Source organism: Bradyrhizobium sp. sGM-13 (assembly GCF_018398875.1).
Taxonomy (GTDB): domain Bacteria; phylum Pseudomonadota; class Alphaproteobacteria; order Rhizobiales; family Xanthobacteraceae; genus Bradyrhizobium.
This window is the reverse complement of the sequence record NZ_JAGWDK010000030.1, coordinates 1-16,276: the sequence shown is the minus strand read 5'-3', so window position 1 is coordinate 16,276 and position 16,276 is coordinate 1. Positions and strand designations below refer to the sequence as shown.

Genomic DNA, 16,276 nt, shown 5'->3' with positions numbered 1-16,276 from the left:
AGATTTTTGATCTGCCGCAAAAGCTAATACCGCATGCATGTCGGCTGCCAGGCGATCACTTCCGATCTACCCTGAGAGCAGACAATTCAGAGGCCGTCAGCATGTCTCGAAGGTGCCAGATGCGGACTCAGGCGTTGCAGTGATGTGCCGCTTCATTCAATCACCTCGTCGGCGCGGCCGAGTAATGAAGGCGGTACCGTGAGCCCGAGGATTTCGGCGGTTTTGAGATTGATAACAAGTTCGAATTTCACAGGTTGCTCGATAGGCAAATCTGCCGGCTTCTCCCCGTTTAAGACCTTTTGCACATAGCCCGCCAAACGTTTGGCCTCAAAATCCGACTCGGCCCGTAGGATAGCAAAGCACCGCTGTCTGTGAATTCCCGCCACGACGCAAGCACTGGAAGACGACGCTCTTGGCCGTGTTGTGCGATTCTAGCGGCAACAATGCCAGTAAGGCGTGACGAGATGACGAGCAGGCTATCGGCGCCGCTTGCACCCACCCCCTGCAGCGCAGCATCGAGATCGGCGATCTTGTTTATCGGGTGGGTCGTTAGCTCAAGGCCGAGCGATTCGGCTCCGCGCCGTGCAAAAGTCACTTCGTCATCGAAATGCTGCGGATTGAATATCACCGCAACCTTCCTGACGTTGGGTGCCACCTGCTTGAGCAGTTCTTTCCGCTTCGCCGCCATTTCATCCGTAAGAAACGTGATCCCAGTGAAGTTCTTACTTGGTTGAGCAAGAGACACGGCAAGTCCCGACCGGATAGGGCTATCGCTAACGCCACCGACGAGGGGTATGCTACCTTTACTTGCCTCAAACAGTGGCTTGATAACATCACCGCCGACAGCGAGCAGAACGTTGGGCCTTTGCGCGACGAGTTCGGTGGCCAATTCCGCAAGTCGATCCGGCATACCGTGCGCATAGCGGAAGACGATTTCGATGTTGCGGCCGTCGAGGAGACCGGCCTGTGCGAGTGCGTCCTTCAACGACTGATCGACTGGTCCCAATTTTTGGGGTCGCCAAATACTAACCACCCAATCCGGGGCAGCGGTTTCTGCGCACTTACGGCAAGCGGCCAAGCTGCCACCATGCCGCCAAGAACTGCTATGAACTCGCGCCGCTGCATCCGGACACGCTCATTTAGTTCATCTCAAAATCTAATCTAACACCTTGCGAATGAGCGGCGAACCAAAAATGGCAAGCAAACGGCATCAAACGGTATCAGGGCCTGATGTCTCAGATGGGTCACAAGCGGCAGTCCGACCGCTCAGCTCCTCAGGTCCGCTTCTCCTCCGAAAGCGTCCTTTCGCGGCCGCTCACAGGTAGCTCGGCTGAGGGGCAGAAACGGTCATTCCGGCTTTTGGCTTCTCGCGGCAGGAGCGTTGTTGCGCCCACTTAGCCCTTGGTCGATCTTATCGAGAACTCGCTCCGGCGCGATATCTGAGGCAGCTTCCTGAAGCTCTTCGTTCTGCCGGGGATCGATCTCCATTTTGGGGGCCATCTCATTCAGTAGCGCGACTACCTTTGTAATCTCATGTTCAGTGAGGAGACTGATCTGCAGATCCAACTCCGCCCGTCTATCCGCTTCGGCCGCCATTCGATTCTGAGAGATCAATACAAAGGTCGAAAGAAAGATTGCCTCTACAGAAGCGATCATAGCGAGCACTACAAAGCTTTCATCCCATGGTGAAATTCCTGGGAGCCACCGGACGTTTGCGGCTATCCAAAATCCAAAAGCAAATAAGTGTAGGTAAACAAACTGCATGCTGCCGGTGAACGAAGTTATCGCATCGGCGACCTTTTGCTGAATAGACGCATCGGATTGCTCGCGCTTCCTCCGTTCGACTAGCGCGTGGATGTTCCGTTCGAGAGCCGGCGTCAGCCCCGGCGCAGCTTCTGGGCGAGGCGCTAAGGGTTTCTTCATGCGTGGGAAACGGGCGCGCCTGAGGACGGTTCCTATTACTTGGCCGGATCATGACGCACCTCACAGCGCAGAACCGTCGATCCAAAGGTCGAACCGGATATCAGCGCCACCCCACATCGACCGCTGCGGGTCACGTGCTGCCTTCCCGAATGCGTCAGCGCCACGGCCGCTGTGACCCAAATAGCTGACCACTTACTGTAGCACCAAATTCGGCAGCCTTGGGCCACAAGCGACCTTTCATCTGATGTTCCTCTTCGTTCCCCAAGACCGGACACAACGCCGCGGGGTCGCGATCTTCCTCACTGATAGCGGCCTGAGGGAGTAGACTGCGGTCGCCGGGGTCTCCTGGCGCGACCTCCGGCTGGCCCGGGACCGTCATCCGGCCCCAAAGCAGGGAGGAAGATGATGATGATCACCAGACGTCAGGCGCTCTGCAGCAGCACCTTCGCCCTCGGCGGTATCGTGCTGGCCACGCAACTCGCAAAGACCGAGGCCGCTGAGCCCAAGTCCGCATTTGCGGCCGATCCAGCGCAAAAGCTGGTGACTGAGCAGTTCATGATCGATGCCGTCGATCCTGGAATAAAGCTCTACGTCAGAAACAAACGGCCGGAGGATTTGAAGCAGTTTAGGTCTGAGAAAACGTTGCTGTTCGTTCACGGTGCGACGCAACCGTCGGAGGCGACCTTTGACCTTCCGCTAGAGGGACTGTCCTGGATGGACTACATCGCCCAGCATGGTTGGGATGTGTATTTGGTCGATGTGCGCGGCTACGGCCGATCCACGCGTCCGCCGGAAATGGATCAGCCAGCTGCCAACAATCCTCCTTTCGCTACGACTGATGTGGCTATTAAGGACGTCGGTTCAGCGATCGACTTCATCCGTCAGCGACGAGGTGTGCCTAAGCTCAGTCTCATGGGCTGGTCGTGGGGGGCCGTGATCATGGGCGCTTACACCGCCGACCACAATGACAGGGTCGACCGGCTCGTGCTCTATGCACCAACGTGGCTAAGGACCTCACCGCCACCGCAAACTGCGCCTCCCCCATTAGGGGCTTATGTTGCGGCGCCAATGGCGACCGCGCGGGAGCGCTTGCAGGCTGGCGCACCCGACGATCGCAAGAACGATTTGATGCCAGCGAGCTGGTTCGAAGCATGGTCGGCTGCCGCATTGGCCAGCGATCCGATCGGTTCAAAGCAAGAGCCGCCGGTGCTGCGCAGCCCAGCGGGCGTTTTCCAGGACAACCGCAATTATTGGGACGCGGGCAAGGCATACTACGACCCCGGGAGGATTAAGATTCCGACCCTGGTGGTCGTCGCTGAGTGGGATCGGGTGACTCCCAGCCAGAGTGCACAAGCGCTCTTCCACAAGCTTCCGAGTAGCCCGAACAAGCGGTTTGTCGAGATCGGCGAGGGATCGCATTTCGTTATGCTGGAGAAGAACCGGATGCAGCTTTTCCAGGAAGTGCAATTCTTCCTCAATTGGGCACGCCGGAACTAACAATACCGGCTGCGTTTGACAACGCCGTCGCACAGTTCTCGTCAATCCAACAGGCAAGCGGCAGCGTCATATACTACGTTATGAGCGCCCGACTTCCGTTCTGGGTCACGTGCTGCCGTCGCGAATGCGTCAGCGCCACGGCCGCTGTGACCCAAATAGCTGACCACTTGCTGTAGCACCAAATTCGGCAGCCTTGGGCCAATAGGCGACGTTTGGCCTAAACTGAAAGAGGCTTTAGCCCTTACGTCTACCTGAGATGTCTTGAAACGTGGTGCAGTTGGCAACGGTCATCCAAAGCGGCACGGCAACCCGGCTTAGTTCGAATTTTCGGAGCTTAGAGTGAACTGCAACCTTTCCGCTACTAGCGCCTGTAGTTAGCGCAAGCTGCCATTCCTTCCCGGGGTTGCCTCTGTACTAGCGCATGAAGAGTAAGCCGCCGGTAAGAGAAATGTAAGCCACCAGTTAAGCGCGCCCGCGCATCTTGCGGCAACTTCTGCCTAGTGAACAGTCCAGACAGGACACATCCTAATGAGCACGATCCGCGAGACCACTGAGCTGCGGCCGGTAACCGCAAGGCGGCAGGTGTACAGTCCTCTCGAAACATATTGGAATGCATTTCAGGAGTGGCGCAAACGCCAGAGATTGGCCAACTTGTGCGACCTAAGTGACAGGGAGCTAATGGATATCGGTATTACCCGCAGCGAAATCGACTACCTCGCTTCGCATCATGGTTGCGATCCGCGAGGCGTCCTATCCGGCGAATGAATGTCGATCTGGCAGCGATGGACGGTCGGAATGGTCACTACCAGAAGCGTCGTAGCGCAAATGCTGACTTCCGATATGGGTCAGACTCGGAAGTGCCTTTGGTGCCAAATGCTAGTCTGGTTTCATTCCGGCAGCCGACGTGGACACTGACCGAGTGCTTGGGCAGCTACGGGCCAACTGCGGACATGCTCACACCGGAACTTTGATTTCGCAAACAAGCCCGTCTTTGCGCCAGTCAAAGCGAACTTCCCCCTTTTGCTGGACGATCATTTGTTCGATGATACGGCTACCAAGTCCCTTTCGCGTAGGTTTGTGCGCGGCTGGACCGCCCGTCTCCGTCCAGCGTAGCTGCAATCGACCATCAACTGCGTGTGACCATTCCAAGCGGACTTGGCCGTCGGACTTGGACAAAGCACCGTATTTCGCGGCGTTGGTCGCTAGCTCATGCAACGTTACCGCAACTGCCTGAGCTAAGTCTGGCGCTAACAGGGTTTGTGGACCATCTATCAACGTTCGCTTCCTTTCGAAATAAGGAGCGAGTTCCTGTGTCGCAATCTCCGATATCTCGGCACCGATCCAACGCGTTGCCGCGAAAAGTGAGCAAACATTTGCAAGTGCCTGGACGCGTCCAGCGATTATCTCTTTGAGACCTTCTGGCGAGCTCGACTGAGAAAGATTGACCGTTGCTATTGCGTTCGCGAGTAAGTTCTTGCTGCGGTGCTCGGCCTCGCGTGCCAGAGTCACGATCAGCTCCTGATTTTTCTTCTGCTCAGTAATATCTCTTGCAATCTTTGATGCGCCGACAATTCTTCCGCTCGCATCTTTGACAGGAGAAATGGTCAGCGACACGGCGATCAAAACACCGTTCTTTCGTTGCCGAACGGTCTCAAAATGGTCCACGCGCTCGCCTCGTCGGATGCGCGTTAGAATCTCACGTTCTTCGCCTTGCCGATCCTGAGGGATCACAATTGTAATGGGCTGACCAATGGCCTCGCTGGCAGAGTAGCCGAAGATGCGCTCAGCACCGCCATTCCAGCTTGTAATAACGCCGTCGAGATTCTTGCTGACTATCGCGTCGTCGCTAGATTCAATAATGGAAGCCAGCCAACGCAATCGTTGCTCGCTTTCGCGAAGCGCCGCCTCGATTTGCTCAGGCGCGCGCGCAATTCCCACGTCGTTGTTCTGCGTCATCGGGCCCCCCGACGGTCCACTTGATGACTATTTTATAGCACTTGCAATGGTTTGTGGGATGGAATTTGATGTCTCTTACGGGTCAAACTGAGAAGTCCGGGCGTTCGACCGGCTGGTCGGCTTTACCCCCAACTCCGGACATGGCATTGCACCGAGCAGACTGACGCTTTGGGCCACGAGCGGAAGCATTCGGTTTGCAGACATTCGCTTCTCAGCTCTGAAAACGATCAGATGAAGAGTGATGTGGCGTCGGGACAGTGTAGCTGTCGGATCACATCCCTTGCGCTAGTAGAAGTTTGAGCGTTGAATTCCGTAATGATACCCGGCTGCCGATAGTTCTAGAAGCGATCAATTTTGTTCTGATCGCCTGAGGCAGATCTCGACAGGCTTGCGCTGTTTCGGCGCAGTGCTGATGAGGGTCAACAATCAAAACCAAGCCAGCAAATGGATCGGGAGGGACAAATGTCACGAAAACTTTCACGACGACAATTCGTAGGTGCTGCCGCCGCGACATCCGCAGCACTCATCACCGCGCCCTACGTGCGCGGTGCTCACGCCGCCGGCAAGCTGTCGATTGGTTTCTGGGACCACTGGGTGCCCGGCGCCAACAAGACCTCGACCGCTCTCGTCAATGAGTGGGCTGAAAAGGAAAAGGTCAACGTTCAGATCGATTACATCACGAGTCAAGGCAACAAGCTCATCCTGACCGTCGCCGCCGAAGCGCAAGCCAAATCGGGCCATGACATTCTTGCGATGGCGACCTGGTGGCCGCACGCCAATGCTGAACTGCTTGAACCCGTCAACGATATCATGGGGCCGATCCTCAAGCAGAACGGTGAGGTGAACGACACCGTCAAATATCTCGGCCAGGCCGGCGGCAAATGGCTGGGCGTTCCAACCTGCGTCGGCAGCCAGATCAAGGGGCCCTGCTCCCGCATCGATCTGATGAAGAAGTTCGCCAATATTGACGTGCAGGAAATGTATCCTGCCGGCAGCCCGCCGAAGGCGGACAACTGGACCATGGATACGTTCCTGAAAGCTGCGGAAGCATGTCAAAAGGCCGGCCATCCCTTCGGAATCGGTCTCGGCGAAACCAGCGACAACGTCGACACTGCCGGCGCAATCTTCCAGTCCTTCGGCGCCGAGCTGGTCGATGCCAAGGGCAATCTCACGGTCAAGACCGACACGGTTCGGCAGGCGCTCGAGTTCTACAAGAAGCTGATCGCCTATCTGCCGCCGGATGCAGGGGCGTGGGATGACGCATCCAACAACAAATGGCTAGTTTCCGGCAGGGGCGCGCTAATCCTGAACCCGCCAAGCGCTTGGGCGGTTGCCAAGCGAGACGCGCCGGAAGTTGCCGCGCAATGCTGGACCCACGGCTTCCCGGCCGGCTCGAAGGGCCGCTTCGCGCCCTACCTGCCCTTCTTCTGGACCAGCTGGAATTTCTCCAAGAACAAGGAGGCAGCAAGGAGCCTGCTCGTCCATCTGTCGCAGCCGTCATCGATCGAGAAGCTGGTTGTCGCCAGCGGCGGTTATGACCTGCCGGCATACGAAAAGATGACGACGCTGAAGGTTTGGGAGGAAGAGGGGCCGCCGAAAGGCACGCTCTATCACTACCCTAATCCCTATAACCATCAAAAGCTGTCGATTGCTGCGTCGCCGGCACCACCGAAGGTCGCGCAGCAAATTTACACACAGGCGACGCTAACCAAGATGGCGCTTCGCTACTCGCAGGGCGAAAAAATGGAGAGCACGCTCGCCTGGGCCGAAAGCGAGTGCGAAGGCTTCATGCGGAGCTGAGGACGGGAGGGGACGCCGATTCGGCCCACCTAAGGTGGCTGACAACATCAAGATGCCGGCCTTTTCCGTGGGCCGCCTTCGCGGCGTCAAGAATGAGTACGGCTGGCGATCGCGGCCACGCCGCAACCGTGAATTCGCGTCGCGTTTCGGCTAGCCCTCGAGTCGAGGACAACACCCTACCACATCCGCTTTGAAAAGAGCGGCGTTGTCCATCACACAAAAATTGCGAACTGATGTCGCATCTGGGTCAAAATGCGAAGAACCGACCGTGAGCAAACCTAGTCCGCTACACGTCCATGAGCGGACCTCGATGCAACGTGCCGCCACTTCACCTACGGGCCAACAACGGAAGTAGCCTTCTCGATCACCTCCTCGGCGAGCACGAGAAGTGCGGCCGGATCGTGAGGCTGAGCGCCGTTTTCTGGGGAGTCCTCCGGGGCTCGCTTCGGGGTGGTTCCGGGATTAAACGCGTCAGAAGCCAAAAAAACATGCTTCGCCCCAAGGGAAGGAGTAAACTGGTTACCTCATTCTGGTGCGACGGGTTTGACCCCGAACGGCTCGACCGACAGCGCACAGCCAGCGTGGCGGCGGCCCTCGCCAGTGGATGAGTGCGGCCAAGTGTGCGTGTGAACGCCATGGATATCTCTGCCTGGCTGCGCGGCCTCGGCCTGGAACGCTACGAGCAGGCATTCCGGGAAAACGCGATCGATGAGGCAATCCTGCCCAAGCTGACCGCGGAGGACCTCAAAGACCTCGGCGTGACGGCGGTTGGCCATCGCCGTATTCTCCTCGATGCGATCGCCGCCTTGCGAGCCGAGACTTTTCACGACACGACCCAACATGCGGTCGAACCCGACCGCCCCCGCGGCAAGGCTCCCGAAGCCGAACGCCGCCAGCTCACGGTCATGTTCGCCGACCTCGTCGGTTCCACCGCATTGTCGGCGCGGCTCGATCCAGAGGAGCTGCGCGACATCATTGGCACCTATCACCGTCGTTGCGCCGAGGTCATCACCGGGTCCGGCGGCTTTGTTGCCAAGTATCTCGGTGATGGCGTGCTGGCCTATTTCGGTTACCCGCAGGCGCATGAGGAGGACGCCGAACAAGCGGTGCGCGCGGGCCTCGCCTTGATCGAGGCTGTGGCCAAGCTTGATGTAGGCCAGTCGGCCTTGTTGCAGGTGCGTGTCGGTATCGCCACCGGCCTCGTCGTCGTCGGTGATCTGCTCGGTGAGGGCGCCGCCCAGGAACAATCGGTCATTGGCGAGACCCCTAACCTTGCGGCACGGCTCCAGGGACTGGCCGAACCGAACACAGTCGTCATCGCGGACAACACGCGCCGCATGCTTGGCGGCCTGTTTGAGTATCGCGATCTCGGCACTTTGCCGGTCGCGGGAATTGACTATCCGGTGCAGGTTTGGCGGGTCTTGGGCGCGAGCCTGGTCGGCAGCCGGTTCGAGGCCCTACGGGTCGCCAGCACGCCGTTGATTGGTCGGGAGGAAGAGATCGCGTTGTTGACGCGGCGCTGGGAGCGGGCAAAGGCCGGCGACGGGTCCGTCGTCCTGATAGTCGGTGAGCCGGGCATCGGCAAGTCGCGCATCGCACAAACTCTGCTGGAGCAGTTGGGCCAGGAGCCGCACACGCGGTTGCGTTATTTCTGCTCGCCACATCATCAGCACAGTGCGCTTTATCCCAGCATCACCCAGCTCGAGCAGGCGGCCGGATTTAGACGCGAGGATACGGCGGAGACCCGCTTGGATAAGCTGGTTGCGGTGCTGGCTCTGGCAAACAAGGAGCTGAGCGAAGCCGTCCCTCTATTGGCGGACTTGCTGTCGATACCGACCGGCGATCGCTACCCGCCGCTCAATTTCACGCCGCAGAAGCGCAAAGAGAAAACGCTTCATGTGCAACTTGCGCAGGTCGAAGGACTCGCGGCGCGGCAGCCGCTGCTGATGCTGTGGGAAGACATCCACTGGAGCGACCCCACCACGCTGGAGTCGCTGGATCTGCTCATCGACCGCGCCGCGACGCTTCGGGTCCTGGTGATTCTCACTTTTCGACCGGAGTTCACGCCGCCCTGGGTCGGCCGTCCGCACGTGACTTTGCTCAGTCTCAGCCGCTTGCCACCCCGGCACCGCGCCGAGATGATCGCGCACGTAACCGGGGGCAAGACATTGCCCAAGAAGATTGCGGATCAGATCATTGATCGCACGGACGGTGTGCCATTATTCATCGAGGAGCTGACCAAGTCCGTCGTTGAGAGCGGGCGGATGACCGATGCCGGCGACCATCTGGCGATCCCAACGACGCTCCAAGCCTCCCTTCTGGCCCGGCTCGATCGATTGGCGCCGGTGCGAGAAGTGGCTCAGATCGGAGCGGCGCTCGGCCGGCAATTCTCCCATGAGTTGATCAGCGCGGTGTCGCGGATGCCACGGCAGGAACTGGACGATGCCTTGGCGCGGCTCGTGCGCGCCGAGTTGATTTTCCGGCGCGGGACGCCGCCTAACGCGGAGTACACTTTCAAGCACGCGCTTGTACAGGATGCCGCCTACAGCACCTTGCTGCGCGCCCGGCGCCAGCAACTTCACGCCAGCATCGTGCGGGTGCTGGAGGAGCAGTTTCCCGGTATAGGCGAAACACACCCCGAGCTTCTTGCCCACCACTGCACACGAGCAGGTCTTATTGAGAAAGGGGTCGCCTATCGGCACCGGGCCGGCCGTCACGCGATGGCGCGCTCGGCCATGATCGAGGCCGTGGCCCAGTTGGCGCAAAGTCTGGAACTATTAGCCGACCTGCCCGCCGGAGACGAGCGTGACCATCTCGAGCTTGACGTGCAGGTGGCGTTGGGGGCGGCGATCGCCGCCACCAAGAGCTTCGCAGCGCTGGAGGTCGGAAGGGCCTATGAACGTGCCCGTGAGCTGTGCCGGCAGGGGGCCGATCATCCCGAGTTGCCCGCCGTTCTGTCTGGTTTGTGCGTGCATCATCTGCATCGATCCGGTGTCCATGTCGCCTACGACGTTGCCGAGGAGCTGCTGCGCCTCGCAGAACAGCGGCGAGACCCCGCTGCTTGTGCCGTCGGCCATCGGTTCTTAGCGGTCAGCGCGCTCCACCGTGGCAACCAGCAGCTCGCACTTGCGCACTTCGAGCGGGCGCTCGCGTTTTGTGATCGGGCTGATCGCCGATCCCCGGTGTTCCTGTCGGTGTCTGACATCCGGGTCGCCTCGCTGAATTTTATCCCTTTGATCCTGCTGTGGCGGGGCGAAATAGACCAAGCTATAGCGCGCAGCCGCGCGGCATTTGCCGCGGCGCTGGAGCTGGGTGATGCCTACACTTTGAGTCATGTCTTCCATCTGAACTGCTGGCTCTATCAGCATCTCCACGATACGACGACTGTGAGAGAGCGGGCCGAGGCGGCGATGAAACTTACCGCGGAGCACGGTTTTCCGCTCTGGGAAGTTTGTGCTGCGTTTTGGTATGGCTGGGCGCTCGCCGCCGCTGGCGAGGTCACAGCAGGCACTGCGCAGATGCGCAGTGCCATAGCGGCCAAGGAAGATCTGGGCGTCATCAACCAGGTACCCTTTCTTTTGGGCCTGCTGGCAGACATTTGCACTCAAGCTGGAGACCCAACCGAAGCGCGTGACCTGCTGACCGAGGCGCTGGGAATTGTCGACAGAACGCAGGAGCGGTGGTTTGAAGCGGAGCTGCATCGCCTCAGGGCCGAGGCGCTCCTTGCGAGCTCGCCCTGTGATTCTGCGGAAGCCGAAGCCTCGCTCCGCCACGCCCTGGCCGTGGCTCGAGACCAGGAGGCCAGGTTTTGGGAGCTGCGCGTCGCCACAAGTCTCGCTCGCCTCTGGCGCGACCACGGCAAGCGCATCGAGGCTCGCGATCTCCTTGCGCCGGTCTACGGCTCCTTCACTGAAGGCTTCGATACGCGCCATCTCGAAGAAGCCGCCGCGCTACTTGCTGAGTTGGACTAGTAAGGCAATCCACGGATCGGCGTTTATTGGTGCAGTGTCCGCAAGGTCAAAACCTTTCATCAGGACACGTATGCTGAACCTACCCAATTCACGGATGTGACCCCTCCCAATGGCTTGAACGGCGTAGTGGCGCGCCCGAAGAGGTTCGAGCTCCTGACTCCGGATTCAAGGCTGGTACCGGTGTCAGAGATTCGGACTATCTTGATCTCCGACTTCTGCTCCGGGTCATCAACTGACCTCCGGCGCCGGACGCGCTTGGTCCGCTCTGCCATCAACTACGGACATCGGCGAAATGCGCGGGCGAGTCTGTTTCGTGCCAACAAGCGACATCCCGGCAAGAAAAACGTTTGGCCGCCGTGAACCGGCTCACATACGGCAGCGCCGCAGCCGCGGTATTCCTTCGAATTAGACTTGCAGCCGTTTGAAAGCAGCGCGTTGTGTTCTCAAATTGGTCAAGCGTCGCGGACCGACCTCTGCCGCAGCAAGTCCAATTGTCTGATTGTATTCAACACGCGCTATGTCAAAAGAGGAGGAGCTCATGGCCAGGACAAATGCTTCGTTCGGGACCGGCGACCTGCTGTCCTATGCGGACGACGGAACTCCCGGTAATGTCAACGTCGGGAGCCCAATGGTCGTCGGGTTCGGTGGGTGGCAGGATTTTAAGTTTCTCTTCTCCGGTAGGAATGTTCGCCGGTTCGAGCCGACCGGCCTGGGCGGCCGGATGACGGGCAACGCGCCGGTTAGGCCAGCTCTGGACGTTTGCGATCAGGCGATCTGTGAGAACCGCATCTACGCTGTGAGGAGACCAGACGACGACCTGCTGTCCTATGGGGACAACGGAACTCCCGGTAACGTCAAACACAAGAGCCCAGTGGTTCTCGCGCCCCAAATTGGTCAGTGGTCTTTCAAGTTTATCTTCTCCGGCAGGAACGTCGCCGGTGAGAACCGCATCTACGCTGTGAACCACAACGGCGACCTGCTGTCCTGGGGGGACGACGGAACTCCCGGTAATCTCGATGCCGGGAACCCATTGATGGTCGTCGGGTTCGGCGGGTGGCAGGATTTTAAGTTTCTCTTCTCCGGTAGGAACGTCGCCGGTGAGGACCGCATCTACGCTGTGAACCAGAACGGCGAACTGCTGTCCTATAGGGACAACGGAACTCCCGGTAATGTCTCGAGCCCAGTGGTCGTCGGGTCCGGCGGGTGGCAGGATTTCAAGCGTCTCTTCGCCGGTAGGAACGTCGCCGATGAGAACCGCATCTATGCTGTGGCCGCCTAACCTCAAAGGTGCGGAAATTGATCGGCACCGGCATCGACGATGTTGTGGCTGATGTGTAAGCAGCGTCGATGTGCTGGATCTTCACGGTACCTCGGTCAAGCTTTTCTATGATGGACGCTTCGGCGAGACGATCCAAGGGAACGCTGCCGGCACCAAGGCAACCATGCCGTTCTGACTTCTTCCCACTTCAGCGTCAGCTTGGGGTCAATCGCGTCATTTTGCCGATCTGCCCATGACTTCCAGTTTTCCCCCCATTGTGTTGCAAAAGTCGTTTTGCCGAAGGCGTCAAAAATTCTGAGGGCCGCAAGCGCGATTTTCGTGTAGAGATCAGAGGGACCTCATCGCCTCACGCTAAACTCATAGGCGACTTCGGTAACGCGATTGAGATTATCCGAATCGTCGATCGCCTCGCGTTTTAAGGTTTCACCAAAAATTCGGACCGATGCAACTTTCGATTTTGCAACAGTATCCCCCGGAAGCGGACATCGTCACGACCGGTCGGCATGTCTCAAAAGTTCCATGTGTGGACGCAACTCGCGCGACGTGCAAGAGTAGTGTAGCCCCCAGCCTGCACCTGCAACAAGCTGCGGGATAGAGGCAATCAGATCCTCTGCCACCCCTATGGCGAAATAGGTTCTGAGCCTTTAGCTGTGCAGAATGGCAACACAGGACCTGATTTTCGACGTTGGATGCCATCGCGGCGAGGACTCGCGCTTCTTTTTGCGGAAGGGCTTTCATGTCGTCGCCGTGGAGGCGAACCCCGCGTTATGCCGTGAATTGCGCGAGACGTTTTCTCGAGAGATGGCCAGTGGCCAGTTCGTGCTCGTTGAAAAGGCTATCGCCGAGGTTCCCGGAGAGGTCGAGTTCTTCGTCAATTCCGCGCACAGCATTTGGGGCACGATACGCGGAGAGTTTGTAGAGCGCGACAAGGAGAACTTCGCCAAGATCGTTGTCCCCTCGGTGACGTTCAATTCTCTCCTGCAGTGCTACGGTGTTCCGCGCTATCTCAAGATCGATATCGAAGGTGCCGACATGCTGTGCCTCGAAAGCCTGCTATCGGAATCGGATCGGCCCGACTTCGTCTCGTTCGAGAGTGATCGCAAGACCATATCGGCGCTACGCTCCGAGCTGTCGCTCCTTATACGTCTGGGATATCGGCGGTTTCAGCTCGTCGATCAAAAGGCCGTGCAGAAACAAGAGCAGCCGTTTCCCGCCCGTGAAGGTCTGTACGCGGACTGTGGGATCGCCCCCGATGCGTCCGGACTTTTCGGGCTCGAACTGCCGGGGCACTGGCTCTCACCACCCGGATTCGTGGCGCGCTACATGCGCGTGATGGCTCGTGATCGTCTGGTCGGCTTGGCTAGGCGTTGCGGTCTACCAAATCTCATTCGCGGATCGTGGTACGACATCCATGCCGCCAAGGAGTCGTAACATATTCCGCATCGACAGCGCCTCACCGATGTCGCGTCGGCCATACCGATCCGTTCGAGATAATCCCCGCCGCAGATGTTGCACGGAGGGACAGAGCGGATTTTGACATTCAGAGGTCTGCCTTGGGTCAAACCCAGAAGTCCAGGCGCGCAACCAAGAAGTCCGGTTTGCCCTCCAAGAACGGACATGGTCAGCCGAGTCCGTCATGTTCGAAAGGTGCCACGGACACCCAGTCGTCGCCGCCGAAAGGCGACCACGCGGCGCGTTACGTGACATCTGGACAACGCTTAGGTTGGGCATCGCGAGACGACCACCGCCGTGCGTCGTCCTCGATTGGACTAGCCAGCAAGTCCTTTTTTACTTGCGCTTTGAGTCGGGCGGGCAATCCGGGCGGACTTCCATCGGCTTTCCGGCGCTCTGCACCGTGGGGGCGGCTGAATTGGCCTCTCCCCCTGTGTCCGGGAGCACTGCGCTCTTCTCCACCGCCATCGAGTCCGCTTTCTTTTCGCCGGCGCTTCCCGTCGTAACCGACGAAGTCGTGCAGTTCGTCTCCGGCTTCAAGTTCGGCGGTGACGTCGACTGCGCGCCGGCAGCCCCTGCAATCAAGGCTACACTGAGCACAGCTACTTCAATACGCATTGCCGTCTCCCTAACCAGACCGTTCACGGTCCCCGGGAAAAACGTCCCCTCATGACGATAGTTCCATTGGCGCAGGACACACACTCGGTCAAATTGTGCAGAAGCTGTACAGCGTAATACGTTGCGGCCGCATAAAGGTGAACACGCGATAAGCTTCCGCGGCAGAGGATGTGCTGGCCGACAGGGCAAACTGCAGCTAGCCTCTGGGCGTCGATCCCAATTCGCGAGCTAGGCATGCCAAAAATCCAGCGCATCATTGTTCCTGACATCCCAAAGCCTGTCAGCCACTATTGCCACGTGACCCGCGCAGGCCCCCACGTCTGGGTCGCTGGCGTCGTTGGCCAGGCGCAGGACGGCAGCATACCGTCCGACGTTGTTGCCCAATTCGACATCGCCATCGCCGTGATGGACAAGTGCCTGAAGGCGGCTGGCGCTGGGCCCGAGCATATCGTCAAGGTGCAAGTTTTCATGACCGACATCACGGAACGACCGAAAATCAACCCCCGCCGCATAGCGTATTTCGGCGAAAATCTGCCGGCCTCGACGCTTGTCGAGGTGAAGGGATTGGTCGATTCGCGATTGAAGGTCGAGATCGAGTGCCAGGCTTACGTTGACTAGCAACGGCGCGTGCCCGCCGGGCGCCGATTTCCGCTCTGGGTCCAATCGCAACGTTTTGGCCGAACGCTGGCCACTTCCGCTCTTCACCGAATGGCAGAGATCTTCGGAGCGGGTCGGCCAGTCTCAGAAGTGCCATAAGCGGTCGTCAAAGCGTCCCGTCGATGATATCTGTTTTTCCCGCGAGAGAGCAGCGTTGTGCCCAAGCGCACTGAATCGAATGCGGGAGGAAAGCCATGGGAATACCAGCAGATAGATTACCAACTGGCGGCTTTGCGCGGCTCGTCCCTGAGCTAGACGTGTTTGATCTGGAACAGAGCAAGAATTTTTGGTGCAAGATACTCGGTTTCCAAATAGCGTATCGACGACCTGAAAATCGCTTCAAGTGCCAGAAGCGGACCCCGCCCGAATGTTTCCGAACTTGCCGCTTTAGTTTGGCTTCGCCGGGAAAGACCAGTTGGGCGCGTCCCAAATCGTGGTCCATTCGTCCTTGGTACCGATGTGCGGCGTGAATTCAATGCGAACAATCACGAAGCTGCCGGTGCCGCGGTCTACTCGATAGATGTGGCGAAGCCTCGCAAACGAGATGTCCGAACCAGTTTCGGCTTGAAAGATGTTGGCTTCCTTTTCCCAGGTAATCCAGCCCGGCCTAGCTGTCGTGCCAAAGCCATCCGGTTGCGCGAGAAACGGAAGTTCTACCAGCGTTGGCTTCAGCACGTTACGTACGTCGAATACCTGATGAGAGCCAACTGCAATTCCGGAGCAGAACACGATAGCAAGACGGCGACCTTCTGGGCGGATGAAACGAACGGGCGCGTCTTTGATGTCGTCTTTGTAACGACAACCTGATTGTTCGGCCGCAAGTGCAAGAGTGCTTGGTATTAAAGCAGCGTCCGAAACCTCAAACTCGGTTCGCCCTTTGGACGCGGTGACCCACTCCCGTTTCAGCGCCTCTGCGTGGTCTTGCCCGAGCACCACCGAAGCCGAACTGAATGCCAGCATTCCGGCGACGACAAGTCGGGAAAGAATGGAAACCATCGAGCGCATACTCGTTCTCTTTCAGAAGGAGCCACAGTCGCAATCTATCTATTCCTTCTTATGACTTCCGCTATGGGTCACGTGTGGACGGCGCCCTGGCAAGAACTTTCTGACGTTTTGCAGCATT

Annotated in this window: 13 protein-coding genes; 7 read left to right on the top strand and 6 right to left on the bottom strand. The window is 58.6% G+C overall.

Annotated elements, in window-relative coordinates:
- Positions 1-152: 152 nt before the first annotated feature.
- The 3 genes from KJQ96_RS41470 to KJQ96_RS30980 form a co-directional block, all read right to left on the bottom strand.
- A complete protein-coding gene (locus tag KJQ96_RS41470; protein ID WP_213290155.1) occupies positions 153-317 on the bottom strand; it encodes an ABC transporter substrate binding protein in 165 nt (54 codons plus the stop codon).
- Entirely contained in the window at positions 290-985 is a 696-nt protein-coding gene (locus KJQ96_RS30985) for an ABC transporter substrate-binding protein (protein WP_213290154.1), read from the bottom strand. Before KJQ96_RS30985 ends, KJQ96_RS41470 begins: the two co-directional genes overlap by 28 nt.
- Positions 986-1,347: 362 nt before the next feature.
- The gene (locus tag KJQ96_RS30980) at positions 1,348-1,923 is read right to left on the bottom strand and encodes a DUF1003 domain-containing protein (RefSeq protein WP_213290153.1); all 576 of its coding nucleotides are present in this window, start codon (positions 1,921-1,923) and stop codon (positions 1,348-1,350) included.
- Between the two features lie 402 nt (positions 1,924-2,325).
- On the opposite strand from KJQ96_RS30980, the gene KJQ96_RS30975 reads away from it, so the two are divergent.
- Positions 2,326-3,420, top strand: coding sequence for an alpha/beta hydrolase (locus tag KJQ96_RS30975; RefSeq protein WP_249734735.1), 1,095 nt, complete (start codon positions 2,326-2,328; stop codon positions 3,418-3,420).
- 528 nt (positions 3,421-3,948) lie between these two features.
- A complete protein-coding gene (locus tag KJQ96_RS30970) occupies positions 3,949-4,185 on the top strand; it encodes a DUF1127 domain-containing protein (RefSeq protein ID WP_213290152.1) in 237 nt (78 codons plus the stop codon).
- Positions 4,186-4,374: 189 nt separating this feature from the next.
- On the opposite strand, the gene KJQ96_RS30965 is transcribed toward KJQ96_RS30970, so the two are convergent.
- Positions 4,375-5,376, bottom strand: a complete 1,002-nt coding sequence (locus KJQ96_RS30965) for a PAS domain S-box protein (protein WP_213290151.1) — start codon at positions 5,374-5,376, stop codon at positions 4,375-4,377.
- Positions 5,377-5,838: 462 nt separating this feature from the next.
- Between KJQ96_RS30965 and KJQ96_RS30960 the strand changes: the two genes are divergently transcribed.
- From KJQ96_RS30960 to KJQ96_RS30945, 4 genes are all read left to right on the top strand, one after another.
- Positions 5,839-7,176, top strand: a complete 1,338-nt coding sequence (locus KJQ96_RS30960; RefSeq protein ID WP_213290150.1) for an ABC transporter substrate-binding protein — start codon at positions 5,839-5,841, stop codon at positions 7,174-7,176.
- A gap of 635 nt (positions 7,177-7,811) precedes the next feature.
- On the top strand, positions 7,812-11,147 hold the full coding sequence (locus KJQ96_RS30955; RefSeq protein WP_213290149.1) for an adenylate/guanylate cyclase domain-containing protein: 3,336 nt from the start codon (positions 7,812-7,814) through the stop codon (positions 11,145-11,147).
- A 538-nt stretch (positions 11,148-11,685) separates the two neighbouring features.
- Positions 11,686-12,426: a tachylectin-related carbohydrate-binding protein gene (locus KJQ96_RS30950; RefSeq protein WP_213290148.1), complete on the top strand. Its 741-nt coding sequence runs from the start codon at positions 11,686-11,688 to the stop codon at positions 12,424-12,426.
- 657 nt (positions 12,427-13,083) lie between these two features.
- The gene (locus KJQ96_RS30945; RefSeq protein ID WP_213290147.1) at positions 13,084-13,857 is read left to right on the top strand and encodes an FkbM family methyltransferase; all 774 of its coding nucleotides are present in this window, start codon (positions 13,084-13,086) and stop codon (positions 13,855-13,857) included.
- Positions 13,858-14,214: 357 nt separating this feature from the next.
- On the opposite strand, the gene KJQ96_RS30940 is transcribed toward KJQ96_RS30945, so the two are convergent.
- A complete protein-coding gene (locus KJQ96_RS30940) occupies positions 14,215-14,496 on the bottom strand; it encodes a hypothetical protein (RefSeq protein ID WP_213290146.1) in 282 nt (93 codons plus the stop codon).
- A gap of 234 nt (positions 14,497-14,730) precedes the next feature.
- On the opposite strand from KJQ96_RS30940, the gene KJQ96_RS30935 reads away from it, so the two are divergent.
- The gene (locus tag KJQ96_RS30935) at positions 14,731-15,114 is read left to right on the top strand and encodes a RidA family protein (RefSeq protein WP_213290145.1); all 384 of its coding nucleotides are present in this window, start codon (positions 14,731-14,733) and stop codon (positions 15,112-15,114) included.
- 426 nt (positions 15,115-15,540) lie between these two features.
- Here KJQ96_RS30935 and KJQ96_RS30930 read toward each other — a convergent pair whose 3' ends face one another.
- Positions 15,541-16,158 carry a hypothetical protein gene (locus KJQ96_RS30930; protein ID WP_213290144.1) on the bottom strand — a complete coding sequence of 206 codons (618 nt, stop codon included), beginning with the start codon at positions 16,156-16,158 and terminating at the stop codon, positions 15,541-15,543.
- Positions 16,159-16,276 lie beyond the last annotated feature (118 nt).